Consider the following 22,677-nt stretch of genomic DNA (forward strand, 5'->3'; position numbering starts at 1 on the left):
TTGCGACCGGGGGCGTTTTTCATTCAGCCAGTCTTAGTTGGACTTGGCTTTCTTGGCAGCGCGGGTACGCTCGCCTTCGTCGAGGATCTTCTTGCGCAGACGGATCGACTTAGGAGTCACTTCGCACAGCTCGTCGTCCTGGATGAATTCCAGGGCCTGCTCGAGGGTGTGGCGAACCGGTGGTACCAGGGCGATGACTTCGTCCTTGCCCGAAGCACGCATGTTGTCGAGCTTCTTGCCTTTGGTCGGGTTCACGCCCAGGTCGTTGTCACGGCTGTTCAGGCCGATGATCTGACCGTTGTAGATCTCCTGGCCGTGCTCGACGAACAGCTTGCCGCGAGCCTGCAGGGTTTCCAGGGAGTAGGTCAGGGCCTTGCCGGTCTCGACCGAAACCAGAACACCGTTCAGGCGGCCGGACATCTGGCCGGACTTCATGGTGTCGTAGCGATCGAAGATCGAAGTCAGGATGCCCGCACCGTTGGTCAGGGTCAGGAACTGGTTACGGAAACCGATCAGACCGCGAGCAGGGATGTTGTATTCCAGACGAACACGGCCCTTGCCATCCGGCACCATGTTGGTCAGGTCGCCTTTACGCAGGCCCATCTCTTCCATGACCTTGCCCTGGGATTCTTCAGGAATGTCGATGGTCACGTTTTCGAACGGTTCCTGCTTGGTGCCGTTCACTTCGCGGATGATCACTTCCGGACGGCCTACAGCCATCTCGAAGCCTTCGCGACGCATGGTTTCGATCAGTACCGACAGGTGCAGCTCACCACGGCCCGATACCTTGAACTTGTCAGGGGAATCGGTTTCCTGGACGCGCAGGGCAACGTTGTACAGCAGCTCTTTGTCCAGACGGTCCTTGATGTTACGGCTGGTGACGAACTTGCCTTCCTTGCCGCAGAACGGCGAGTCGTTGACCTGGAAGGTCATGGAAACGGTTGGCTCGTCAACGGTCAGCGGCTTCATCGCTTCGACCGTATCCGGGGCGCACAGGGTGTCGGAGATGAACAGCTCATCGAAACCGCTGATGCAGACGATGTCGCCAGCCTGGGCTTCTTCGACGTCGACGCGGTGCAGGCCGTGGTGGCCCATCAGCTTGAGGATACGGCCGTTGCGCTTCTTGCCTTCGGTGTCGATGGCCACAACCGGGGTGTTCGGCTTGATGCGACCACGGGCGATACGGCCAACACCGATCACACCCAGGAAGCTGTTGTAGTCCAGGGCAGAGATCTGCATCTGGAACGGACCGTCACGGTCGACGCTTGGCGCAGGCACGTTGTCGACGATCGACTGGTACAGCGGGGTCATGTCTTCAGCCATGTCGGTGTGGTCCAGACCGGCGATGCCGTTCAGGGCCGAGGCGTAGACCACTTTGAAGTCCAGCTGTTCTTCGGTAGCGCCCAGGTTGTCGAACAGGTCGAAGATCTGGTCCAGAACCCAGTCAGGACGCGCGCCCGGACGGTCGACCTTGTTGATCACCACGATCGGACGCAGGCCGGCTTCGAAAGCCTTCTTGGTCACGAAACGGGTTTGCGGCATAGGGCCGTCTTGAGCGTCGACCAGCAGCAGAACGGAATCGACCATGGACATTACGCGCTCAACTTCGCCGCCGAAGTCGGCGTGGCCGGGGGTGTCCACGATGTTGATGTGGTAGCCGTTCCAGTTGATGGCGGTGTTTTTGGCCAGGATGGTAATGCCGCGCTCTTTTTCCTGGTCGTTGGAGTCCATCACGCGCTCGTCGTTGAGCTCGTTGCGCTCCAGGGTGCCGGACTGGCGCAGGAGTTTGTCTACCAGGGTGGTCTTACCATGGTCAACGTGGGCGATGATGGCGATGTTGCGTAGATTTTCGATCACTTGTGTATCTCGATCAGAGGATTCGGTGTGCTGACCAGTGCGGGCAGCGATGGACAGTAGATTCAGGCCTTGCCGTTACAGCTTGACGGCGGCGTCGGGGGGCCGGTGACGCAAGCCACAGGCGAACAGCCCCGGGCATTTAGCTCGGTCTATAAACGCGCACATTGGCATGTCCCTCGCTGAGCAGATGGTGAGCATGCAGGCGACTCATGACGCCTTTGTCGCAATACAGCAGGTACTGGCGGTTGGGGTCCAGCTCCTTGAAACGAGCGTTCACCGCATAGAACGGCAGCGCTTGCACTTCGATCCCCGGCAGTTCCAGCGGATCGTCTTCCTGGGCATCCGGATGGCGGATGTCGATGACGATCTGGCCGGCCAGGGCTTCGTCGACTTCCTCGACCTTGAGGTCCTGGCCCAGCTCGTCGATCACGCGATCGATCGGCACCAGCTTGGCCCGCTCGATCGCTCGCTCGAGCACGGCCATGTCGAATTCTTTCTCTTCATGCTCGACGCGATGGCGCTTGGCATTGGTCTTGGGGTTCACCGAGATGACCCCGCAGTATTCCGGCATGTGCCTGGCGAAATCGGCGGTGCCGATCTGGTTGGCCAGGTCGATGATGTCCTGCTTGTGGCTGGCGATCAGCGGCCGCAGCACCAGCTTGTCGGTCACGCAGTCGATCACCGACAGGTTCGGCAGGGTCTGGCTGGAAACCTGGGAGATCGCCTCGCCGGTAACCAGCGCGTCGATGTGCAGGCGCTCGGCGATGCTCGAGGCGGCACGCAACATCATACGCTTCAAGATGACGCCCATATGACTGTCGTCGACCTTGCCGAGGATCTCGCCGAGCACTTCCTCGAACGGCACGCTGACGAACAGCACGCGCTGGGAGCTGCCGTACTTCTTCCAAATATAGTGCGCGACTTCCATCACGCCCAATTCATGGGCACGACCGCCCAGGTTGAAGAAGCAGAAGTGCCCCATCAGGCCGCGGCGCATGATCTGGTAGGCCGCCACGGTGGAGTCGAAGCCGCCGGACATCAGCACCAGGGTCTGTTCCAGGGCGCCCAGCGGGTAGCCGCCGATGCCGTTGTGCTGGCTGTGGATCACGAACAACCGTTGGTCGCGAATTTCCATCCGCACTTCGATTTGCGGCTCTTTCAGGGAAATTCCCGCCGCACCGCACTGCCGGCGCAACTGGCTGCCGACGTACTTTTCCACATCCATGGAGCTGAATTCATGCTTGCCCGCCCGCTTGCAGCGCACGGCGAAGATCTTCCCTTCCAGGGCGTGGCCGAAGTGCTGCTTGCACTTGGCGACGATGTCGTCGAAATCCCCCAGGGGGTATTCATCGACCTGCAGGAAATGCGCGATGCCGGGCATGCAGCGCAGGCGCTCGGTCATCTCCTTCAGGGCCTTGGGCTCGCTGACGGCGGTTTCCAGCTCGAGGTTGTCCCACACACCATTGACCACCACGGCCGGGTCCAGGTCGCGGAGCACGGCACGGATGTTCTTGGCCAGCTGACGGATGAAACGCGTCCGTACCGGGCGGCTCTTGATGGTGATTTCCGGGAAAACTTTAACGATTAGTTTCATGAAAACAGCGCGCGCTGGGCCAGCCGAAAAAGGGGGGCGCGGATTATAGCGGAAATTGCTCAAGGTTTAACCAGTTAATGTGCAGAAGGTTTTCAATGCACCAAAACGGGTCATTCGTTCGAATAAGCGCTACATTGCAGTGCGCAAAAAGCCGGCGTTCGTTGCCATGGGTCGTACAAAGCGTGGTTTTGGAGCACAAAACCCATCCCAGGGCACTGGCATGCAATTTGCTCCCTTGTGAGGCAGGTTGCCATGGCAGAGTATTCGCGCCGGCATCACCCACATTCTAAGGGCACTCCAACATCAAGCCCGAAGCCACCCCGGAGGACACTATGTCGAAGTCGGTTCAACTCATCAAAGATCATGACGTCAAGTGGATTGATCTGCGCTTCACGGACACCAAGGGCACTCAACATCACGTGACCATGCCGGCTCGTGATGCGCTGGATGAGGACTTCTTCGAAGCGGGCAAGATGTTCGATGGTTCCTCCATCGCTGGCTGGAAAGGCATCGAAGCCTCCGACATGATCCTGATGCCGGACGACGAGACCGCCGTGCTCGACCCGTTCACCGAAGAGCCGACCCTGATCCTGGTGTGCGACATCATCGAGCCTTCGAGCATGCAGGGCTACGACCGTGACCCAAGGGCGATCGCCAAGCGCGCCGAAGAGCACCTGAAGGCCACCGGTATCGGCGACACCGTATTCGCAGGTCCAGAGCCTGAGTTCTTCATCTTCGACCAGGTGAAGTTCAAGTCCGACATCTCCGGCTCGATGTTCAAGATCTACTCCGAGCAAGGCTCGTGGATGTCCGACCAGGACGTGGAAGGCGGCAACAAGGGCCACCGTCCAGGCATCAAGGGCGGCTACTTCCCCGTGCCACCGTTCGACCATGACCACGAAATCCGTACCTCCATGTGCAACGCACTGGAAGAAATGGGCCTGACCGTCGAAGTCCACCACCACGAAGTGGCGACTGCCGGCCAGAACGAAATCGGCGTCAAGTTCAACACCCTGGTGAAGAAGGCCGACGAAACCCAGACCCTGAAGTACGTGGTGCACAACGTGGCCGACGCCTATGGCCGCACCGCCACCTTCATGCCAAAACCGCTGTACGGCGACAACGGCTCGGGCATGCACGTACACATGTCGATCTGGAAAGACGGCAAGAACACCTTCGCAGGTGAAGGTTATGCCGGCCTGTCCGATACCGCCCTGTACTTCATTGGCGGCATCATCAAGCACGGCAAGGCCCTGAACGGCTTCACCAACCCGGCCACCAACTCCTACAAGCGCCTGGTGCCAGGCTTCGAAGCTCCAGTGATGCTGGCCTACTCGGCCCGTAACCGCTCCGCTTCGATCCGCATCCCTTACGTGTCGAGCCCCAAAGCCCGCCGTATCGAAGCACGCTTCCCGGACCCGGCCGCCAACCCGTACCTGTGCTTCGCCGCACTGCTGATGGCCGGCCTGGACGGTATCCAGAACAAGATCCACCCAGGCGATGCCGCGGACAAGAACCTGTACGACCTGCCGCCTGAAGAGGCCAAAGAGATCCCGCAAGTTTGCGGCAGCCTGAAGGAAGCCCTGGAAGAGCTGGACAAGGGCCGTGCGTTCCTGACCAAAGGCGGCGTTTTCAGCGACGACTTCATCGACGCCTACATCGCCCTGAAAAGCGAAGAAGAGATCAAGGTCCGCACCTTCGTGCACCCACTGGAATACGAGCTGTACTACAGCTGCTGATCCGGTAGCGCTCGCGCAAGCGGCGTGATCGAAAGGCCTCCTTCGGGAGGCCTTTTTCATTCCCGGCACAAACGCCCCGGGGATTTTCCGTGGGCGTCCCGCCAGCTTGCAGGCATCATGGCCAGCCCATTACCCACCCGGAAGCCCGCCGATGAAATCTTCCCTGAGCCTGTTTCTCGCCCTGGCCTGCGCCCTGTCCGCCAGCCTGGCCCGGGCCGATGACACCCCGGCCAGCCTCGCCCCACTACTGGGCAGCATCGCTGAACGCCTGACACTCGCCGAGCAGGTGGCCTTGAGCAAATGGGACAGCCACAAGGCCGTGGAAGACCGGCCCCGGGAGCAACAGGTGATCGCCGCAGCCACGGCCCAGGCAGCCAGCCATGGCCTGGATGAAGCCATGGTGGAGCAGTTCTTCGCCGCGCAGATCGAGGCCAACAAGCTGGTGCAATACGCCAGGCTCTCGGCCTGGAACCTGCAAGGCCGGGCTCCGGACACTCCCCGCCAGGACCTGGCCGGACAGATCCGCCCGCAACTGGACCAGTTGCAAAAGCGCCTGCTGCAACAACTGGCCAGCTTCGCTCCCCGGCGCAGCGACCCGCACTGCCCGCAGTGGCTGGCCCGGGCCAACCAGGCCAGCGCCGGCGAACTGCTGCGCCAGCTGGCGATGATCCGGGCCACCGCCGAATTATGTGTATTCAAAGGTTAACCACGCCCGCCCCTGCCCGGTGCGCCCCTATGCTGAGGGCTCACCAGGAGGATCCGGACCATGCGTATCGCTGCTTTATGGCTGCTGTGGATAACCCTGCTGCCGGTTGATGCGGCCCCCTATCACCCCACCGCCGGCCATTGCACCGGCAGCGACCGAGGACCCAGCGACTGGCCGCCTTCGAACAGGGCACCGGCCGCCTGCCAGACCAGCCAAAGGCAGGCCTACCGCCGCCTGCAGCTCAACGGAGTGCCGGAGCAGGGCGCGCTGCGGGCCAACAACGGCAGCTTCAGCGTCCAGGTAGACCTGCACCCGCCGCTAAAGCCGTCCCATCGCCTGCGCCTGCTGCTGGATGGCGAACCCCACGGCGCCCCTGGCCGTGGCCCGCAGTTGCATTTGTCGAACCTCGACCGCGGCCTTCATCGCCTGGCGGTGCAAGTCCTTGAGGGCGAGCAAGTCCTGCAGCAAAGCGCGGAAATCAGTTTCTTCCTGCTGCGCGCCCACCGCTGAACGACTCCTTGGCCTGCACCGGTTGTTCCCGTCCGGCCAGGTGCATGCGTCGCTCATGCTCCAGCAGCCAGCGTTTGCGCCATAGGCCACCGCCATAACCGGTGAGCGAGCCATCGGCGCCGATCACCCGATGGCAGGCGATGACGATGGCGATCTGGTTGGCGCCATTGGCCCGGGCCACGGCGCGCACCGCCGTCGGCGAGCCGATATCCCGCGCCAACCCGGCGTAACTGCAGGTGCTGCCCAGGGGAATGGCCCGCAGCGCCTGCCATACCGTACGGGTGAAGGCCGAGGCCTGCATCGCCAATGGTGTCTGGAAAGACACCGGCTCACCGGCGAAATAACGGCGCAGTTCGGCCTCGATCTGGTCGATGGGGGCAAAACGCCCGAAGCCGATGCTCGAACCACTGCTGTCCTGCAACTTGCGCAGCTCCCCCGCCAGGGCCGGGCGGTCGAAGAACTCCAGCAGATGCAGGACCTGGGCATCGGCCACGGCCAGCATCACGCCGATGGGGGTCTGCAACCAATCCGCCTTGAGCAGCTCGCGCCCCCGCAAGTTCGAGGGTGGCTGGCCGACCAGCCGAAGGCCTTGCGAAAGCCGCTGTCGGAGTCGAAGCCGGCACTGATCTGGGCCTCGATCACCGGCTCGCCCGATGCCAGTTGCTGCATGCCCCGGCCCATGCGCCGCAAGCGGGCCATCTCCAGGAAGGTCACGCCGAAGTAGCGCTTGAAGGCACGCCGCACGGTGGACGGGTCCAAACCCAGGCGCACCAGGTCATCCTCGTACCAGCGGCGCTCGGCATCCGCGTGCAGTTGCTCGAGCAAGACCTTGACCCAGGGCTCCTGGACTCCCGCCTCGGCCAGTGGGCGGCAACGCAAGCAGGGGCGAAAACCCGCTTCGACACACCCCTTGATCGAGCCGAAGAACACCGTGTTATGGCGCTTGGGCTTGCGGGCGGCACAGGTCAGGCGGCAGAACACTCCGGTGCTTTTCACCCCGACATAGGCAAAACCTTCATAGGCCGGATCGCGATCCAGCAGTGCCTGGTACAGGGTGTCGTCGTCAGGGAGGCGAAACAGCAGGGGGGCGTGGTCCATGGTGCATCCTGGTTCTTCGAGCATCGGGTCCGGCACTCTAAACCCGCGCCCGGATGGTTGCCGCTGAAAAACGGGCGTCGATTCACCATCCAGCCGAAGGATCATGCACGGAGGCAGATCATGCACTATATTGGTGCACAACCTTGCACCCATGGCTCATCGGCCACCCATTTTGGGTCGAAAACCTTCGCCAGGGCTGGCAGCCCGCCAGGCAAGCGTCGTTCAAACGCCTGCTTCAGGGGCTCGGACGCTTCTTTTCGGAGCCTTGGTTTGGTTTTTGCATTTTCCCCATGACAGTGCTTCAACCCGTGCACGATCCGCGACCGGCCGCAGATCGCCCTGCTCCAAAAGAGGTCCGAATGACCATCAGCGACCCACTGCATCGCCTGTTACTGGACAACCTGACCACCGCCACCATCCTGCTCAACGCCGACCTGCGCCTTGAGTACATGAACCCGGCGGCGGAAATGCTCCTGGCCATCAGCGGCCAGCGCAGCCATGGGCAGTTCATCAGCGAGCTATTCACCGAGTCGGCCGAAGCCTTGAGCTCCCTGCGCCAGGCGGTGGAGCAGGCCCACCCCTTCACCAAGCGCGAGGCGATGCTCACCGCCCTGACCGGCCAGACCCTGACCGTGGACTATGCAGTGACGCCGATCCTCAGCAACGGCGACACCTTGCTGCTGCTGGAAGTCCATCCCCGGGATCGCTTGCTGCGCATCACCAAGGAAGAGGCCCAGCTGTCCAAGCAGGAAACCAGCAAGATGCTGGTGCGCGGCCTGGCCCACGAAATCAAGAATCCCCTGGGGGGAATCCGTGGCGCAGCCCAGTTGCTGGCCCGCCAGCTGCCTGAAGAAGGCCTCAGGGATTACACCAACGTCATCATCGAAGAGGCCGATCGCCTGCGGAACCTGGTGGACCGCATGCTCGGCTCGAACAAGCTGCCGGTCCTGGCGCCGACCAATATCCACGAGGTGCTGGAGCGGGTCTGCAGCCTGGTGGAGGCCGAGAGCCAGGGCTGCATCACCCTGGTCCGGGACTACGACCCGAGCATTCCCGACGTGCTGGTCGACCGCGAGCAGATGATCCAGGCAGTCCTGAACATCGTGCGCAACGCCATGCAGGCCATCAGCACCCAGAACGAATTGCGCCTGGGCCGCATCACCTTGCGCAGCCGCACCATGCGCCAGTTCACAATCGGCCACGTACGCCACCGCCTGGTGACCAAGATCGAGATCATCGACAACGGCCCGGGGATTCCCGCCGAACTGCAGGACACCCTCTTCTTCCCCATGGTCAGCGGCCGTCCGGATGGTACCGGGCTGGGCCTGGCCATCACCCAGAACATCATCAGCCAGCACCAGGGCTTGATCGAGTGCGACAGCCACCCAGGCCACACCACGTTCTCGATCTTTCTGCCACTGGAACAAGGAGCCCCATCGACATGAGCCGAAGTGAAACCGTGTGGATCGTCGATGACGACCGTTCAATCCGCTGGGTCCTGGAAAAAGCCTTGCAGCAGGAAGGGATGACCACCCAGAGCTTCGACAGCGCCGACGGGGTGATGAGCCGCCTGGCACGCCAGACCCCGGACGTGATCATCTCCGACATCCGCATGCCCGGGGCCAGCGGCCTCGACCTGCTGGCACGGATTCGCGAGCAGCACCCGCGCCTGCCGGTGATCATCATGACCGCCCACTCCGACCTGGACAGCGCCGTCGCCTCCTACCAGGGCGGCGCCTTCGAGTACCTGCCCAAGCCATTCGACGTCGACGAGGCGGTGTCCCTGGTCAAGCGCGCCAACCAGCACGCCCAGGAACAGCAAGGCCTGGAAGTGGCCCCGAGCCTGGCCCGCACCCCGGAGATCATCGGCGAGGCGCCGGCGATGCAGGAGGTATTCCGCGCCATCGGCCGGCTGAGCCACTCCAACATCACCGTGCTGATCAATGGCGAATCCGGCACCGGCAAGGAACTGGTGGCCCATGCCCTGCATCGCCACAGCCCCCGGGCGAGTTCGCCGTTCATCGCCTTGAACATGGCGGCCATCCCCAAGGACCTGATGGAGTCCGAGCTGTTCGGCCATGAAAAAGGCGCGTTCACCGGCGCGGCCAACCTGCGGCGCGGGCGCTTCGAGCAGGCCGACGGCGGCACCCTGTTCCTGGACGAGATCGGCGACATGCCGGCCGACACCCAGACCCGGCTGCTGCGGGTGCTGGCCGATGGCGAGTTCTACCGGGTCGGAGGCCATACCCCGGTCAAGGTCGACGTGCGGATCATCGCCGCCACCCACCAGAACCTGGAAACCCTGGTCCATGCCGGCAAGTTTCGCGAAGACCTGTTCCACCGCCTCAACGTGATCCGCATCCACATTCCCCGCCTGTCGGATCGTCGCGAGGACATCCCGACCCTGGCCAAGCACTTCCTCGGCCGCGCGGCCCAGGAGCTGGCGGTGGAACCCAAGCTGCTCAAGCACGAGACCGAGGAATACCTGAAGAACCTGCCCTGGCCGGGCAACGTGCGCCAGCTGGAGAACACCTGCCGCTGGATCACCGTGATGGCTTCCGGGCGTGAGGTGCATATCGGCGACCTGCCACCGGAACTGCTGAGCCTGCCCCAGGACTCGGCGCCGGTGACCAACTGGGAGCAGGCATTGCGCCAGTGGGCCGACCAGGCCCTGGCCCGCGGCCAGTCCAACCTGCTGGACAGCGCGGTACCGAGCTTCGAGCGGATCATGATCGAGACCGCCCTCAAGCACACCGCGGGCCGGCGCCGCGACGCCGCAGTCCTGCTGGGCTGGGGGCGCAATACCCTGACCCGCAAGATCAAGGAACTGGGCATGAAGGTCGACGGTGGCGACGAGGAGGACAGCGACGAGGCTTGAGCTGCCGTTCTGTAACCTCTATCGCGGGCAAGCCTTGCCCCTACGGATCTTGTGTTGCGTAGGCGCGAGGCTTGCCCGCGATGCTTTTCGTGCACCGAAATGGTGAGCCTGCACCAGCAAAAGGCTCAGCCAGACGCAGGATCTGCTTGCGAACGGCCGCACCAGGCCAGGCAAAAAAAACTCAACAAAACGGCGAAAGCCCCGAGAAACGGGGCCCTCAGCTTGAGCCTGCAATTAACTGAACCGTTTAATCCCGAATTGGCACGCCCCCTGCAATAACAAGATCACGAGCACCACCGCTCACCCGTTTCGGGGACCTTGGTACAGGCAGGCCAGGACTCCCCTCTTTAACACCCGGTCCGCCCGCGCCAAGCGAGCAGGCCAGAGTTTTGGGGACCCTGGTACAGGCAGGCCGGGAATCCCCTTCTTTACACCAGGGCTCGTCGCCGACAAAACGACCAGCCCTTCCCTTTTGGGGGCCTTGGTACAGGCAGGCCGGGGTTTCCCTCTTTTATTGCTCGCGCAGGCGGACTTCCAGGCGCCAACGCCCGTCCACCTCGCTTGCGCTCCATTCGCCCCGCAGCGGGCGAGCAGCCACCAGGTTCAGCAACAAGCCCTGGCCCGCCAGGCGTATCCGCCAGTTCGCGGTCCGCTGGTTGACTTGCAATTGACCCTGTTGTGCCTGGCCCGTGGCATCGAACAGCAGCGCCACCGCCCCCTCGATATGCTCGCCATGGACCTTGGGCTCACGGTCGAACCACACCACCAGGCCCTCGGCCACGCCTTCGACCTTGAGCAACTGCACCGGCTCGGTCTGGGTCAGGCGCCCGATCATCAAGCCAACCATCAACCCGACTATGGCCAGGGAGCCGAACACCCGCAGCATTAGCTTCGGCCGCGGGTCTTCTTCAGGCGTAGAATGCTGCCTGTCTTTCTCTTCGGAGCCGTGCATGTTTCACGTCATCCTCTTCCAACCAGAAATTCCGCCGAATACCGGCAACGTTATCAGGCTATGTGCCAACAGCGGCTGCCACCTGCACTTGATCGAGCCGCTGGGTTTCGAAATGGACGACAAGCGCCTGCGTCGCGCCGGCCTCGACTATCACGAATACGCCACCCTGCAACGCCACCCCGACCTCGCCAGCTGCCTGCAGAGCCTCGGCCACCCGCGCCTGTTCGCCTTCACTACCAAGGGCTCGCGGCCTTTCCACGACGCCAGCTTCCAGGAAGGCGACGCCTTCTTGTTCGGCCCGGAAAGCCGTGGCTTGCCGGCCGAAGTGCTGGACGCCCTGCCCGGCGAACAGCGCCTGCGCCTGCCCATGCGCGAAGGCTGCCGCAGCCTGAACCTGTCCAACACCGTGGCGGTGGCGGTCTATGAAGGCTGGCGCCAACTGGGCTTCAAATAAGCGCCTGCTCGTGCCGGAGCCAAGCGTGCCCGCGATGAATGGTAACGCGGTGCTCAGGCATTTCGCGTCGCCCTTGTCGCGGACAAGCCTCGCTCCTACCTGGAGGTTTCGCCCAGCCATGAAAAAAGCGCCGTCAAAGGCGCTTTTTTCATGGCTGGGCGAAGCTCTTATTGAACGGTGTTCTCGCCGGCCTGCACGCGTTGCAGCTCTTGGGCATACAGCGCGTCGAAGTTCACCGGAGCCAGCATCAGGGCCGGGAACGAACCACGGGTCACCAGGCTGTCCAGCGCTTCGCGAGCGTACGGGAACAGGATGTTCGGGCAGAAGGCACCCAGGGTGTGGCTCATGGAAGCCTCGTCCAGGTTCTTGATCAGGAAGATACCGGCCTGCTGCACTTCAGCGATGAAGGCCACTTCGTCGCCGTTCTTCACGGTCACGGACAAGGTCAGCACCACTTCGTGGAAGTCGGTTTCCAGGGCTTTCTGGCGAGTGTTCAGGTCCAGGGAGACGCTGGGCTCCCACTGCTGACGGAAGATCGCCGGGCTTTTCGGCGCTTCGAAGGACAGGTCACGCACGTAGATGCGCTGCAGGGAGAATTGCGGTGCGCTTTCGTCTTCGGCAGCAGCAGTGTTCTGTTGGTCAGTCATCTCAGATCCTTCTTGATCTCGGGGTCTATAAGGGAAGTTTCAGGCTGCCAGCAGCGCGTCGAGTTTGCCGGCGCGCTCCAGGGCAAACAAATCATCACAACCACCTACGTGGGTGGCGCCGATCCAGATCTGTGGCACGGACGTACGCCCGGCCTTCTGGGTCATTTCGGCGCGCACCTGCGGCTTGCCATCGACCTTGATCTCTTCGAAGGCTACGCCTTTGCTTGCGAGCAGATGCTTGGCCCGCGAGCAATAAGGGCAGTAATCACTGGAGTAGACGATGACCTGGGACATTACTTCACCAATGGCAGGTTATCGGCCTTCCAGCTGGCGACACCGCCGGACAGCTTGGCCGCGGTGAAGCCAGACTTCATCAGCTCGCGGGCGTGGGTGCCGGCGTGCTGGCCCTGGGCATCCACCAGGATGATGGTCTTGGCCTTGTGCTTCTCCAGCTCGCCGATGCGAGCGGTGAGCTTGTCCTGGGGAATGTTCAGCGCGCCGACGATATGGCCCGCGGCGTATTCCTTGGATGGACGGATATCGATCACCACGCCCTGCTCGCTATTGACCAGCGCAGTCAGCTCACCGGTGCTGAGGCTGCGACCACCGCGGCTCAGTTCGTGAGCGATCAGCAGGGCCAGGAGAATGACGAAGGCGCCGACGAGCAAGTAGTGTTCAGTAGCGAATTGAATCAGGTGAGCAACCATCTAAGGAGGTTCCAGGGCGTGAAAATGCCGGCCAGTATACACAGCCCTCAAGGCCGGCCAAACCCCGCCCGGCGGTGACGCCGATGGAACTTGCCTTTAAACTGCCACTCCCTTTTTCAACACCTCCTATTCCAGCCACGAGTGGACGCCATGACTACCACGCCTAAACCTTTGGTCCTGATGATTCTGGATGGCTTCGGTCACAGCGAGAGCCACGAATCCAACGCCGTCTATGCCGCCAACAAGCCTGTCCTGGATCGCCTGTGCGCCAGCGTGCCCAACGGCCTGATCTCGGGTTCGGGCATGGATGTCGGCCTGCCGGACGGCCAGATGGGCAACTCCGAGGTCGGCCACATGAACCTCGGGGCCGGCCGCGTGGTGTACCAGGACTTCACCCGGGTGACCAAGGCCATCCGCGACGGCGAATTCTTCGAGAATCCGACCATCTGCGCCGCCGTGGACAAGGCCGTGGCTGCCGGCAAGGCGGTCCATATCCTCGGCCTGCTGTCGGACGGCGGCGTGCACAGCCACCAGGACCACCTGGTGGCCATGGCCGAGCTGGCCTTCAAGCGTGGCGCCGAGAAAATCTACCTGCACGCCTTCCTCGACGGTCGCGACACCCCGCCCAAGAGCGCCCAGTCGTCCATCGAACTGCTGGACGAAACCTTCAAGACCCTGGGCAAGGGCCGTATCGCCAGCCTGATCGGCCGCTACTTCGCCATGGACCGCGACAACCGCTGGGACCGCGTGGCCCAGGCCTACAACCTGATCGTCGAGGGCCAGGGCCAGTTCAGCGCCGCCAGCGCCCAGGAAGGCCTGCAAGCGGCCTACGCGCGCGATGAGAGCGACGAATTCGTCAAGGCCACCACCATCGGCGAGCCGGTCAAGGTCGAGGACGGCGATGCCGTGGTGTTCATGAACTTCCGCGCCGATCGGGCCCGCGAGCTGAGCCGGGTCTTCGTCGAGGACGACTTCCAGGAGTTCGAGCGTGCGCGCCAGCCGAAACTGGCCGGTTTCGTCATGCTCACCCAATACGCGGCGAGCATCCCGGCCCCGGCGGCCTTCGCCCCCAGCAGCCTGGAAAACGTGCTGGGCGACTACCTGGCCAAGAACGGCAAGACCCAGCTGCGCATCGCCGAGACCGAGAAGTACGCCCACGTGACCTTCTTCTTCTCCGGCGGCCGCGAAGAGCCGTTCCCGGGTGAGGAACGCATCCTGATCCCGTCGCCGAAGGTCGCCACCTACGACCTGCAGCCGGAAATGAGCGCCCCGGAAGTCACCGACAAGATCGTCGACGCCATTGAGCACCAGCGCTATGACGTGATCATCGTCAACTACGCCAACGGCGACATGGTCGGCCATAGCGGTGTGTTCGACGCCGCAGTGAAAGCCGTCGAGTGCCTGGACCTGTGCGTCGGGCGCATCGTCGACGCCCTGGAGAAGGTCGGTGGCGAAGCGCTGATCACCGCCGACCACGGCAACGTCGAGCAGATGTCCGATGAAACCACCGGCCAGGCCCACACCGCCCACACCACCGAGCCGGTGCCCTTCATCTATGTCGGCAAGCGGCCGCTGAAGGTCCGTGAAGGCGGTGTCCTGGCGGATGTGGCGCCAACCATGCTCAAGCTGCTGGGCCTGCCGCAACCTGCGGAAATGACCGGTAAATCGATCCTGGTCTGATAGCAAATGGCCCAATAATTGGCCGCAAACGGCCTTTTATGACGAACGCCTCAAAGCAGTTGGCTTTGAGGCGTTTTTTTTGCGGCGATGGGCGGGCATACTAGGCCGTCCCTTTCCCTGGTGTCGCCCGCCTCTATGCTTCGCGCCTTGATTGCCCTTGCCCTGACCTGCCTGCTCCAACCGGCTTTCGCCGATGAGCGCGCGCAAACCCAACAACAGTTGGACGCCACGCGTCAGGACATTGCCGAGCTGAAGAAACTGCTGGGCAAGCTGCAGGAAGAAAAGTCCGGAGTACAGAAGGAGCTGCGCGGTACCGAGACCGAGATGGGCAAGCTGGAGAAGCAGGTCGAGGCCCTGCAGAAAGAGCTGAAGAAAAGCGAATCCGAGCTGCAGCGACTCGATGAGGAGAAAAAAAAACTCCAGAGCGCGCGCACTGAACAGCAGCGACTGATCGCCATCCAGGCCCGCGCGGCCTACCAGAACGGGCGCCAGGAATACCTCAAGCTGCTGCTGAACCAGCAGAATCCGGAAAAATTCGCCCGTACCCTCACCTATTACGACTACCTGAGCCAAGCCCGCCTGGAGCAGTTGAAGAACTTCAACGAGACCCTGCGCCAGCTGGCCAACGTGGAAAAGGAAATTTCCCTGCAGCAGGCCCAGTTGCTGGTGCAGAAAAGCAGCCTCGATACCCAGCGCGAAGAACTGGCCAAGGTCCGCAAGGAGCGCCAGCTGGCCCTGGCCAAGCTCAACGACGACGTCAAGGCCCGGGACCAGAAGCTGCAGCAGCGCGAACAGGACCAGGCCGATCTGGGCAAGGTTCTCAAGACCATCGAGGAAACCCTGGCACGCCAGGCTCGCGAGGCGGAAGAGGCGCGCCAGAAAGCGCTGATCGCCCAGCAGGAAGCCGAAAAAAAGCGCTTGCGTGAAGCCCAGGCCGACACCAGCGATGCGCCGCGCAAGCCGGTCCACTCCACCCCAGGGGCACTGGTTTCCAGCGGTGGGCCGTCCTATGGCGGGGCATTCGCTTCGGCACGGGGCAAACTTCCATGGCCAGTCGATGGTCGATTGCTGGCACGCTTTGGTGAAACTCGTGGCGACGATGCCCGCTCCAAGTGGGACGGGGTGATGATCAGCGCTGCCGCCGGCAGCCAGGTCCATGCCGTGCATGGGGGCCGGGTGGTATTCGCCGACTGGCTGCGCGGTGCCGGGCTGCTGGTGATCCTCGACCACGGCAACGGCTACCTGAGCCTCTACGGACACAACCAGACGCTGCTCAAGGAAGCTGGCGACGTGGTCAAGGCCGGAGAGTCCATCTCCACAGTGGGTAATAGTGGCGGACAGGACACTCCTGCGCTGTACTTTGCAATTCGTCAGCAGGGCCGCCCCAGCGACCCGGCACAGTGGTGCCACGCGCAAGGATAAGCGCTGCATCTAAATTAGGAGTTCGTTCGACATGCTGCATTTGTCCCGCCTTACCTCGCTGGCCCTGACGATCGCCCTGGTGATCGGCGCGCCCCTGGCGTTCGCCGCCGAAACCGCCCAGGCGACCAGCGCCGCGACCACCAAGGCGCCCTTGCCGCTGGAAGAGCTGCGCACCTTCGCCGAGGTGATGGACCGCATCAAGGCCGCGTATGTCGAACCTGTCGATGACAAGACCCTGCTGGAAAACGCCATCAAGGGCATGCTCAGCAACCTCGACCCGCACTCGTCCTACCTGGGGCCGGAAGACTTCGCCGAACTGCAGGAAAGCACCAGCGGCGAATTCGGCGGCCTGGGCATCGAAGTCGGCGCCGAAGACGGCTTCATCAAGGTGGTGTCGCCGATCGACGATACCCCGGCCTCCAAGGCCGGAATCCAGGCCGGTGACCTGATCGTCAAGATCAACGGCCAGCCGACCCGCGGCCAGACCATGACCGAGGCCGTGGACAAGATGCGCGGCAAGATCGGCCAGAAGATCACCCTGACCCTGGTCCGCGACGGTGGCACGCCATTCGACGTGACCCTGGCCCGCGCCACCATCCAGGTCAAGAGCGTGAAGAGCCAGTTGCTGGAGTCCGGCTATGGCTACATCCGCATCACCCAGTTCCAGGTCAAGACCGGCGAGGAAGTCTCCAAGGCCCTGGCCAAGCTGCGCAAGGACAACGGCAAGAAGCTCAACGGCATCATCCTCGACCTGCGCAACAACCCGGGCGGCGTGCTGCAGGCGGCGGTGGAAGTGGTCGACCACTTCATCACCAAGGGCCTGATCGTCTACACCAAGGGTCGGATCGCCAATTCCGAGCTGCGCTTCTCCGCCACCGGCAAGGACGAGAGCGAAGCCGTGCCCATGGTGGTACTGATCAACGGCGGCAGCGCCTCGGCCTCGGAGATCGTCGCCGGCGCCCTGCAAGACCAGAAGCGCGCCGTGCTGATGGGCACCACCAGCTTCGGCAAGGGCTCGGTACAGACCGTGCTGCCGCTGAACAACGATCGCGCCCTGAAGATCACCACCGCGCTGTACTTCACCCCCAATGGCCGCTCGATCCAGGCCCAGGGCATCGTCCCGGACATCGAGGTGCGACGCGCCAAGATCACCAGCGAGTCCCAGGACGGCGAGTACTTCAAGGAAGCCGACCTCCAGGGCCACCTGGGCAACGGCAACGGCGGCGCCGACAAGCCAAGCGGCTCGAACGGCAAGGTCAAGCCGATGCCGCAGGACGACGACTATCAGCTGGCCCAGGCCCTGAGCCTGCTCAAGGGCTTGAGCATCACCCGCGGAAAATGATTGAACCCTCGCCGGCCGGCCGACTCCCAAGCAGGGAGCCGGCTAGCCGGCGAAGCGTCCGCCAGGGCGTCCCACTGCCAAGGCCATTGCTGATTCCCATGCTGCACTTTCCTTCGACGCACAGCCGCCAGCCGCTCTCCAGGCTGCTCGGCGGCCTGCTGCTGGCCCTGCTCTGCTGCCTCCCGGCCCAGGCCGCCGCCCCACAGGCGCCCAAGGCCTACCTGAGCCTGATCATCGACGACCTGGGCCAGAACCTGCCCCGCGATCGCCGCGTGCTGGGACTGCCCGGCCCGGTGACCACGGCGATCATGCCCGATACGCCCCACGCCGCCGAATTCGCCCGGCAAGCCCACCGCGCGGGCAAGATCGTCATCCTGCACATGCCCATGGACCCGGCCACCGGGCCCTTCGCCTGGCACCCGGAGCTGCCGCAGGAAGAACTGCAGAAGCGCCTGGAAGCGGCGTTCCAGGCAGTGCCCTACACCAGTGGTATCAACAACCACATGGGCAGCCGCATGACATCCCAGCGACCGGCCATGGCCTGGCTCATGGGCGAGCTGCAACGGCGCAACAAGTTCTTCGTCGACAGCCGCACCAGCGCCCAGACCGTGGCCGCCGCCGAGGCGCAGAAGATCGGCCTGGCCAGCGTTTCCCGGGATGTGTTCCTCGACGATGAACGTACCGAGCCGGCGATTGCCCAGCAGTTGCAGACGGCAATCAAGCTGGCACACAAGCAGGGCTCGGCGGTGATGATCGGCCACCCGTATCCGCAGACCCTGGCGGTGCTGGAGCGCGAACTGCCCAAGCTCAAGGCCCAGGGCATCGAGTGGATCGATATCAAGTCGATGATCAGCCTGCGCAGCAACCAGGCCATGAGTGGGCATGGCAAGGATGGGGTGTACCGCTGAAGCAGCTGCAAGCCTCAAGCCACTTGCAGCTCCAAGCTTGCAGCTTGCGGCTGCCCCTCTACAGGTAGCGGCCCATGATCTCTTCCACCAGGCCTTCCTTGCGCATCTCGTCCAGGGCAGCCTGGAGCTTGGCTACCACCTCGTCGGATACGTCCTTGTTCAAGGCCAGGTACAGCTCGGCGCTGTTGAAGCGCAGCACCGTCTTGAGGCCGGTGATGCCTTCCTGCTTGGCCAGGTAGCGCCCGGCGGGATCACCGGTGGCCCAGAGATCGATCTGCCCCGCCACCAGCTTCCTGGCGTTGTCCTGGTCACGCAGTACCACTTGCGGGGCCAGGCCCTGCTTGGCCAGGGTCTCGGCGATGGCATCGCCCTTGTAGGCGCCGATCTTGTACTTGCGCGCCTGCTCCAGGGATTCGAGGGTGATCTTGCTGCCGGCCTTGGCCAGCATGATCCAGTCGTCCGGGCCGATGGGGCCGACCCACTTGAACAACGGCTCGCGGTCCGGCAGCCGGGCCGTGACGAACACGCCATAACCCGGCTGCTCCAGGGCCATCTTGTAGATGCGTTCCCAGGGAAAGCGCAGGGTCAGGCTGTAGTTGATGCCGGCGCGCCTGCACATCTCACGGACGATATCCACGGCGATACCGTTGATATTCTCGCCCTGGGCGAAGTTCTTGCCGTTGATGGCCATGTTGTAGGGAGGGAAGTTTTCCGTCAGCAACACCAGGGAGGTGTCGGCGGGTTCGGCGGCGCGGGCGAGGCCACCAAGCAGAAAACCGGCGCTGGCGACAACCACAAGAAGACGTTTGAGCATGACGGGTTACCGGGAACCATGGCGAACTCAAGAGTGCCGCGAGCCCGCCATGCTGTCCAGTGGCTATCGCACCACGATCCCGCGCTGGGCCATGTAGGCCTTGGCCTCGGGAACGGTGTACTCGCCGAAGTGGAAGATGCTGGCCGCCAGCACGGCGCTGGCGTGGCCCTCGATGATGCCATCGGCCAAATGCTGCAGGTTGCCGACACCGCCGGAGGCGATCACCGGGATACCCAGGGCATCGCTGATGGCTCGGGTGACGCCCAGGTCGAAGCCGTTCTTCATGCCGTCCTGGTCCATGCTGGTCAGCAGGATCTCGCCGGCCCCCAGGCCCTCCATCTTCTTCGCCCACTCCACCGCGTCCAGCCCGGTGGGCTTGCGCCCGCCATGGGTGAAGATTTCCCAGCGCGGTTCTTCGCCCGGGCCGGAAACCTTCTTGGCATCGATGGCGACCACGATGCACTGGGAACCGAAGTGCTGTGCGGCCTCGCCGACGAACTCCGGGTTGAACACCGCGGCGGTGTTGATCGAGACCTTGTCCGCACCGGCATTGAGCAGGTTGCGGATGTCTTGCACGGTACGCACGCCACCACCCACGGTCAGCGGGATGAACACCTGGCTGGCCATGCGCTCGACGGTATGCAAGGTGGTATCACGGCCATCGACGCTGGCGGTGATGTCCAGGAAAGTGATCTCGTCGGCACCCTGTTCATCGTAGCGCCGGGCGATCTCCACCGGGTCGCCGGCATCGCGGATGTTCTCGAACTTGACGCCCTTCACTACCCGGCCGTTGTCCACGTCCAGGCAAGGGATGATGCGCTTGGCTAGCGCCATAGACTTGATCTCCGATTAAGAAGCTTCAAGCTTCAAGCTGCAAGTAAGAGCAGGCCGAGGCCGCGCTTTCAACTTGCAGCTTGCAGCTTACGGCTTGTAGCTGTCGCAGAACGCCTGAGCCTCTGCCACATCCAGCGTGCCCTCGTAGATCGCCCGGCCGGTGATGGCACCGATGATGCCGGGAGCCTTGGCGTCCAGCAGGGCCTGGATGTCACCCAGGTTATGGATGCCGCCGGAGGCGATCACCGGGATCGAGGTGGCTTCGGCCAGGGCCTTGGTGAAGGGCACGTTGCAGCCCTGCATCATGCCGTCCTTGGCGATGTCGGTGTAGACGATCGCCGAGACGCCATCGGCCTCGAAACGCTTGGCCAGGTCGATGACCTGTACCGAGCTGACTTCGGCCCAGCCATCGGTGGCGACGAAACCGTCCTTGGCGTCCAGGCCGACGATGACCTTGCCCGGGAAGGCGCGGCAGGCCTCGGCGACGAACTCCGGCTCCTTCACCGCCTTGGTGCCGATGATCACGTAGCTGACGCCAGCCTTGACGTAGTGCTCGATGGTTTCCAGCGAACGGATGCCACCGCCGATCTGGATCGGCAGGGTCGGGTAGCGCTTGGCGATGGCGGTAACCACTTCACCGTTGACCGGCTGGCCCTCGAAGGCACCGTTGAGGTCAACCAGGTGCAGGCGGCGGCAGCCACCCTCGACCCATTTGGCGGCCATGCTCACCGGGTCGTCGGAGAATACGGTGGAGTCTTCCATGCGACCCTGGCGCAGGCGCACGCAGGCGCCGTCTTTGAGGTCGATTGCGGGAATGATCAGCATGCTTTTTCCTTCGTCAAAAGAGCTGCAAGCTGCAAGCTGTTAGCTGCAAGCAGGCACGCATTGGTATTTCTTGCAGCTTGCAGCCTGGAAGCTGGCCGCTGCCTTAATTCTTCTCGAGCGCCCACAGGTCGCTTTCGATGCTCTCGAACCGCTCCTTGAGGTGCAGCTGAACATCGGCAATCGCCCTGTTGTAGTAGTGGGGGGCAATTTCCTTGCTGAACAACTCGAGGACCTCGGCCACCTCGAACGACCCCAGCTGCAGGTCGAAGCGGTCTTCGAGCAAGCGCTTGAGCTTGTCGAGCGCCTCGCGCTCCTGCTCGGGGGTCAGCGTCAGTATCGGCGCCTTGGTCCGCGACCTGTTCATTTACCAGCGACCGTCCCAGGCCGCGAAGTTCTGCAGCAGCTGCAGGCCATGGGTATGGCTCTTCTCCGGGTGGAACTGCACGGCAAAGCGCGAGCCCTCGGCCAGCGCCGCGGCGAAATCCACGCCGTAGTGGCCGCTGCCCACCACCTGCCGGGCATTGCCGGCGGTGATGTAGTAGCTGTGCACGAAGTAGAAGCGCGCCAGGTCCGGGATGCTGTGCCACAGCGGATGGTCCACCGCCTGCTTCACTTCGTTCCAGCCCATGTGCGGCACCTTGAGGTGCTCGCCCTCTTCCACCAGGCCCTTGCCGAAGAACTTCACCTGGCCGGGAAACAGCCCGATGCAGTCCACGCCGTCGTTCTCTTCGCTGCGCTCCAGCAGGGCTTGCATGCCCACGCAGATCCCCAGGAACGGACGGTCCTGGCTGACTTCACGCACCAGGGCGTCGAAGCCCAGGCGGCGGATCTCGGCCATGCAGTCGCGGATCGCGCCCACGCCGGGAAACACCACCCGATCGGCTTCGCGGATCACGCTGGCGTCACTGGTGATCAGCACCTTGCCGGCGCCCACGTGCTCCAGGGCCTTGGCCACGGAGTGCAGGTTGCCCATGCCGTAGTCGATGACGGCTACCGTCTGCATTACAGCACGCCCTTGGTGGAAGGCATCTGCCCGGCCATGCGCTCGTCCAGCTCCACCGCCATGCGCAGCGCACGGCCGAAGGCCTTGAACACGGTCTCGATCTGGTGGTGGGTGTTGTGGCCGCGCAGGGTGTCGATGTGCAGGGTCACGTTGGCGTGGTTGACGAAGCCCTGGAAGAACTCCTGGAACAGGTCGACATCGAAGCCGCCGACGGTGGCACGGGTGAAGGGCACGTGCATCTGCAGGCCGGGGCGGCCGGAGAAATCGATCACCACGCGGGACAGGGCTTCATCCAGCGGCACATAGGCATGGCCATAGCGGCGGATGCCTTTCTTGTCGCCGATGGCCTTGCTGAACGCCTGGCCCAGGGTGATGCCGACGTCTTCCACGGTGTGGTGGTCGTCGATATGCAGGTCGCCCTTGCTTTCGATATCCAGGTCGATCAGCCCATGCCGGGCGATCTGGTCCAGCATGTGCTCGAGGAAAGGTACGCCGATATCGAATCGGGCCTTTCCGGTGCCATCCAGGTTGATCGAGGCTTTGATCTGGGTTTCCAGAGTGTCGCGCTCGACAGATGCCTTACGTTCGGCCATCACCAGCTCCGCAAAATCATTGGGCGAAAAAGGCGAGCAGTATAGGCCCGGGGAGGGCCAAACAGGAACACGTCGAACGACATCCTGACGGGCGCGAACCAATGGCTGCGGGGT

At 63.2% G+C, this 22,677-nt stretch carries 22 protein-coding genes and 1 pseudogene; 10 read left to right on the forward strand and 13 right to left on the reverse strand.

Annotated elements, in window-relative coordinates:
• Positions 1-33: 33 nt before the first annotated feature.
• Together typA and thiI are read right to left on the reverse strand one after the other, a co-directional pair.
• Positions 34-1,857 (reverse strand): translational GTPase TypA, encoded by a 1,824-nt coding sequence (typA, locus tag AC3WK8_RS09245; protein ID WP_085595703.1) that lies wholly within the window; start codon positions 1,855-1,857, stop codon positions 34-36.
• A 139-nt stretch (positions 1,858-1,996) separates the two neighbouring features.
• Positions 1,997-3,451, reverse strand: coding sequence for a tRNA uracil 4-sulfurtransferase ThiI (gene thiI, locus AC3WK8_RS09250; protein WP_053132543.1), 1,455 nt, complete (start codon positions 3,449-3,451; stop codon positions 1,997-1,999).
• Between the two features lie 332 nt (positions 3,452-3,783).
• Between thiI and glnA the strand changes: the two genes are divergently transcribed.
• The 3 genes from glnA to AC3WK8_RS09265 all read left to right on the forward strand — a co-directional run bounded on the left by glnA (position 3,784) and on the right by AC3WK8_RS09265 (position 6,406).
• Positions 3,784-5,190, forward strand: a complete 1,407-nt coding sequence (gene glnA / locus AC3WK8_RS09255; protein WP_053132545.1) for a glutamate--ammonia ligase — start codon at positions 3,784-3,786, stop codon at positions 5,188-5,190.
• Positions 5,191-5,341: 151 nt separating this feature from the next.
• Complete coding sequence (locus AC3WK8_RS09260; RefSeq protein WP_103324626.1) at positions 5,342-5,896, forward strand: chorismate mutase; 555 nt, start codon at positions 5,342-5,344, stop codon at positions 5,894-5,896.
• A gap of 60 nt (positions 5,897-5,956) precedes the next feature.
• Positions 5,957-6,406: a DUF4124 domain-containing protein gene (locus tag AC3WK8_RS09265; protein ID WP_178088007.1), complete on the forward strand. Its 450-nt coding sequence runs from the start codon at positions 5,957-5,959 to the stop codon at positions 6,404-6,406.
• Here AC3WK8_RS09265 and AC3WK8_RS09270 read toward each other — a convergent pair.
• Positions 6,375-7,504: pseudogene (locus AC3WK8_RS09270) on the reverse strand (bifunctional transcriptional activator/DNA repair enzyme AdaA). The gene AC3WK8_RS09265 and the pseudogene AC3WK8_RS09270 overlap by 32 nt on opposite strands.
• 359 nt (positions 7,505-7,863) lie before the next feature.
• Between AC3WK8_RS09270 and glnL the strand changes: the two are divergent.
• Complete coding sequence (gene glnL, locus AC3WK8_RS09275) at positions 7,864-8,949, forward strand: nitrogen regulation protein NR(II) (protein WP_022639255.1); 1,086 nt, start codon at positions 7,864-7,866, stop codon at positions 8,947-8,949.
• Positions 8,946-10,382: a nitrogen regulation protein NR(I) gene (gene ntrC, locus AC3WK8_RS09280; RefSeq protein ID WP_103324627.1), complete on the forward strand. Its 1,437-nt coding sequence runs from the start codon at positions 8,946-8,948 to the stop codon at positions 10,380-10,382. Before glnL ends, ntrC begins: the two co-directional genes overlap by 4 nt.
• A gap of 511 nt (positions 10,383-10,893) precedes the next feature.
• On the opposite strand, the gene AC3WK8_RS09285 is transcribed toward ntrC, so the two are convergent.
• The gene (locus tag AC3WK8_RS09285) at positions 10,894-11,334 is read right to left on the reverse strand and encodes a hypothetical protein (protein WP_103324628.1); all 441 of its coding nucleotides are present in this window, start codon (positions 11,332-11,334) and stop codon (positions 10,894-10,896) included.
• Here AC3WK8_RS09285 and AC3WK8_RS09290 point away from each other — a divergent pair.
• Entirely contained in the window at positions 11,333-11,788 is a 456-nt protein-coding gene (locus AC3WK8_RS09290) for a tRNA (cytidine(34)-2'-O)-methyltransferase (protein ID WP_022639252.1), read from the forward strand. The two genes, AC3WK8_RS09285 and AC3WK8_RS09290, sit on opposite strands and share 2 nt — an antisense overlap.
• 167 nt (positions 11,789-11,955) lie before the next feature.
• Here the strand turns inward: AC3WK8_RS09290 and secB are convergent, their stop codons facing one another.
• From secB to AC3WK8_RS09305, 3 genes are read right to left on the reverse strand one after another with little or no spacing between them, the layout of a single operon-like run.
• Complete coding sequence (gene secB, locus AC3WK8_RS09295; protein WP_103324629.1) at positions 11,956-12,435, reverse strand: protein-export chaperone SecB; 480 nt, start codon at positions 12,433-12,435, stop codon at positions 11,956-11,958.
• Positions 12,436-12,474: 39 nt separating this feature from the next.
• A complete protein-coding gene (gene grxC / locus AC3WK8_RS09300) occupies positions 12,475-12,729 on the reverse strand; it encodes a glutaredoxin 3 (RefSeq protein ID WP_022639250.1) in 255 nt (84 codons plus the stop codon).
• A complete protein-coding gene (locus AC3WK8_RS09305; RefSeq protein ID WP_022639249.1) occupies positions 12,729-13,142 on the reverse strand; it encodes a rhodanese-like domain-containing protein in 414 nt (137 codons plus the stop codon). The genes grxC and AC3WK8_RS09305 overlap by 1 nt, the downstream gene beginning before the upstream one ends.
• Before the next feature lie 150 nt (positions 13,143-13,292).
• On the opposite strand from AC3WK8_RS09305, the gene gpmI reads away from it, so the two are divergent.
• The 4 genes from gpmI to AC3WK8_RS09325 all read left to right on the forward strand — a co-directional run bounded on the left by gpmI (position 13,293) and on the right by AC3WK8_RS09325 (position 18,494).
• Positions 13,293-14,822 (forward strand): 2,3-bisphosphoglycerate-independent phosphoglycerate mutase, encoded by a 1,530-nt coding sequence (gene gpmI, locus AC3WK8_RS09310; protein WP_031319998.1) that lies wholly within the window; start codon positions 13,293-13,295, stop codon positions 14,820-14,822.
• Positions 14,823-14,957: 135 nt separating this feature from the next.
• Positions 14,958-16,244: a murein hydrolase activator EnvC family protein gene (locus AC3WK8_RS09315; protein WP_053132556.1), complete on the forward strand. Its 1,287-nt coding sequence runs from the start codon at positions 14,958-14,960 to the stop codon at positions 16,242-16,244.
• A gap of 31 nt (positions 16,245-16,275) precedes the next feature.
• Positions 16,276-17,586 carry a S41 family peptidase gene (locus AC3WK8_RS09320; protein WP_103324630.1) on the forward strand — a complete coding sequence of 437 codons (1,311 nt, stop codon included), beginning with the start codon at positions 16,276-16,278 and terminating at the stop codon, positions 17,584-17,586.
• A gap of 98 nt (positions 17,587-17,684) precedes the next feature.
• Complete coding sequence (locus AC3WK8_RS09325) at positions 17,685-18,494, forward strand: divergent polysaccharide deacetylase family protein (RefSeq protein ID WP_103324631.1); 810 nt, start codon at positions 17,685-17,687, stop codon at positions 18,492-18,494.
• A gap of 58 nt (positions 18,495-18,552) precedes the next feature.
• Here AC3WK8_RS09325 and AC3WK8_RS09330 read toward each other — a convergent pair whose 3' ends face one another.
• The 6 genes from AC3WK8_RS09330 to hisB form a co-directional block, all read right to left on the reverse strand.
• Positions 18,553-19,308: a substrate-binding periplasmic protein gene (locus AC3WK8_RS09330; protein WP_103324632.1), complete on the reverse strand. Its 756-nt coding sequence runs from the start codon at positions 19,306-19,308 to the stop codon at positions 18,553-18,555.
• 63 nt (positions 19,309-19,371) lie between these two features.
• Positions 19,372-20,142: an imidazole glycerol phosphate synthase subunit HisF gene (gene hisF / locus AC3WK8_RS09335; RefSeq protein WP_022639244.1), complete on the reverse strand. Its 771-nt coding sequence runs from the start codon at positions 20,140-20,142 to the stop codon at positions 19,372-19,374.
• A gap of 87 nt (positions 20,143-20,229) precedes the next feature.
• A complete protein-coding gene (gene hisA, locus AC3WK8_RS09340) occupies positions 20,230-20,967 on the reverse strand; it encodes a 1-(5-phosphoribosyl)-5-[(5-phosphoribosylamino)methylideneamino]imidazole-4-carboxamide isomerase (protein WP_068589461.1) in 738 nt (245 codons plus the stop codon).
• A gap of 103 nt (positions 20,968-21,070) precedes the next feature.
• On the reverse strand, positions 21,071-21,331 hold the full coding sequence (locus AC3WK8_RS09345; protein WP_053132563.1) for a DUF2164 domain-containing protein: 261 nt from the start codon (positions 21,329-21,331) through the stop codon (positions 21,071-21,073).
• Positions 21,332-21,970, reverse strand: a complete 639-nt coding sequence (gene hisH / locus AC3WK8_RS09350) for an imidazole glycerol phosphate synthase subunit HisH (protein ID WP_053132565.1) — start codon at positions 21,968-21,970, stop codon at positions 21,332-21,334.
• The gene (gene hisB, locus AC3WK8_RS09355; protein WP_010453482.1) at positions 21,970-22,563 is read right to left on the reverse strand and encodes an imidazoleglycerol-phosphate dehydratase HisB; all 594 of its coding nucleotides are present in this window, start codon (positions 22,561-22,563) and stop codon (positions 21,970-21,972) included. Before hisB ends, hisH begins: the two co-directional genes overlap by 1 nt.
• Positions 22,564-22,677 lie beyond the last annotated feature (114 nt).

The organism is Pseudomonas sp. FW507-12TSA (genome assembly GCF_058781435.1).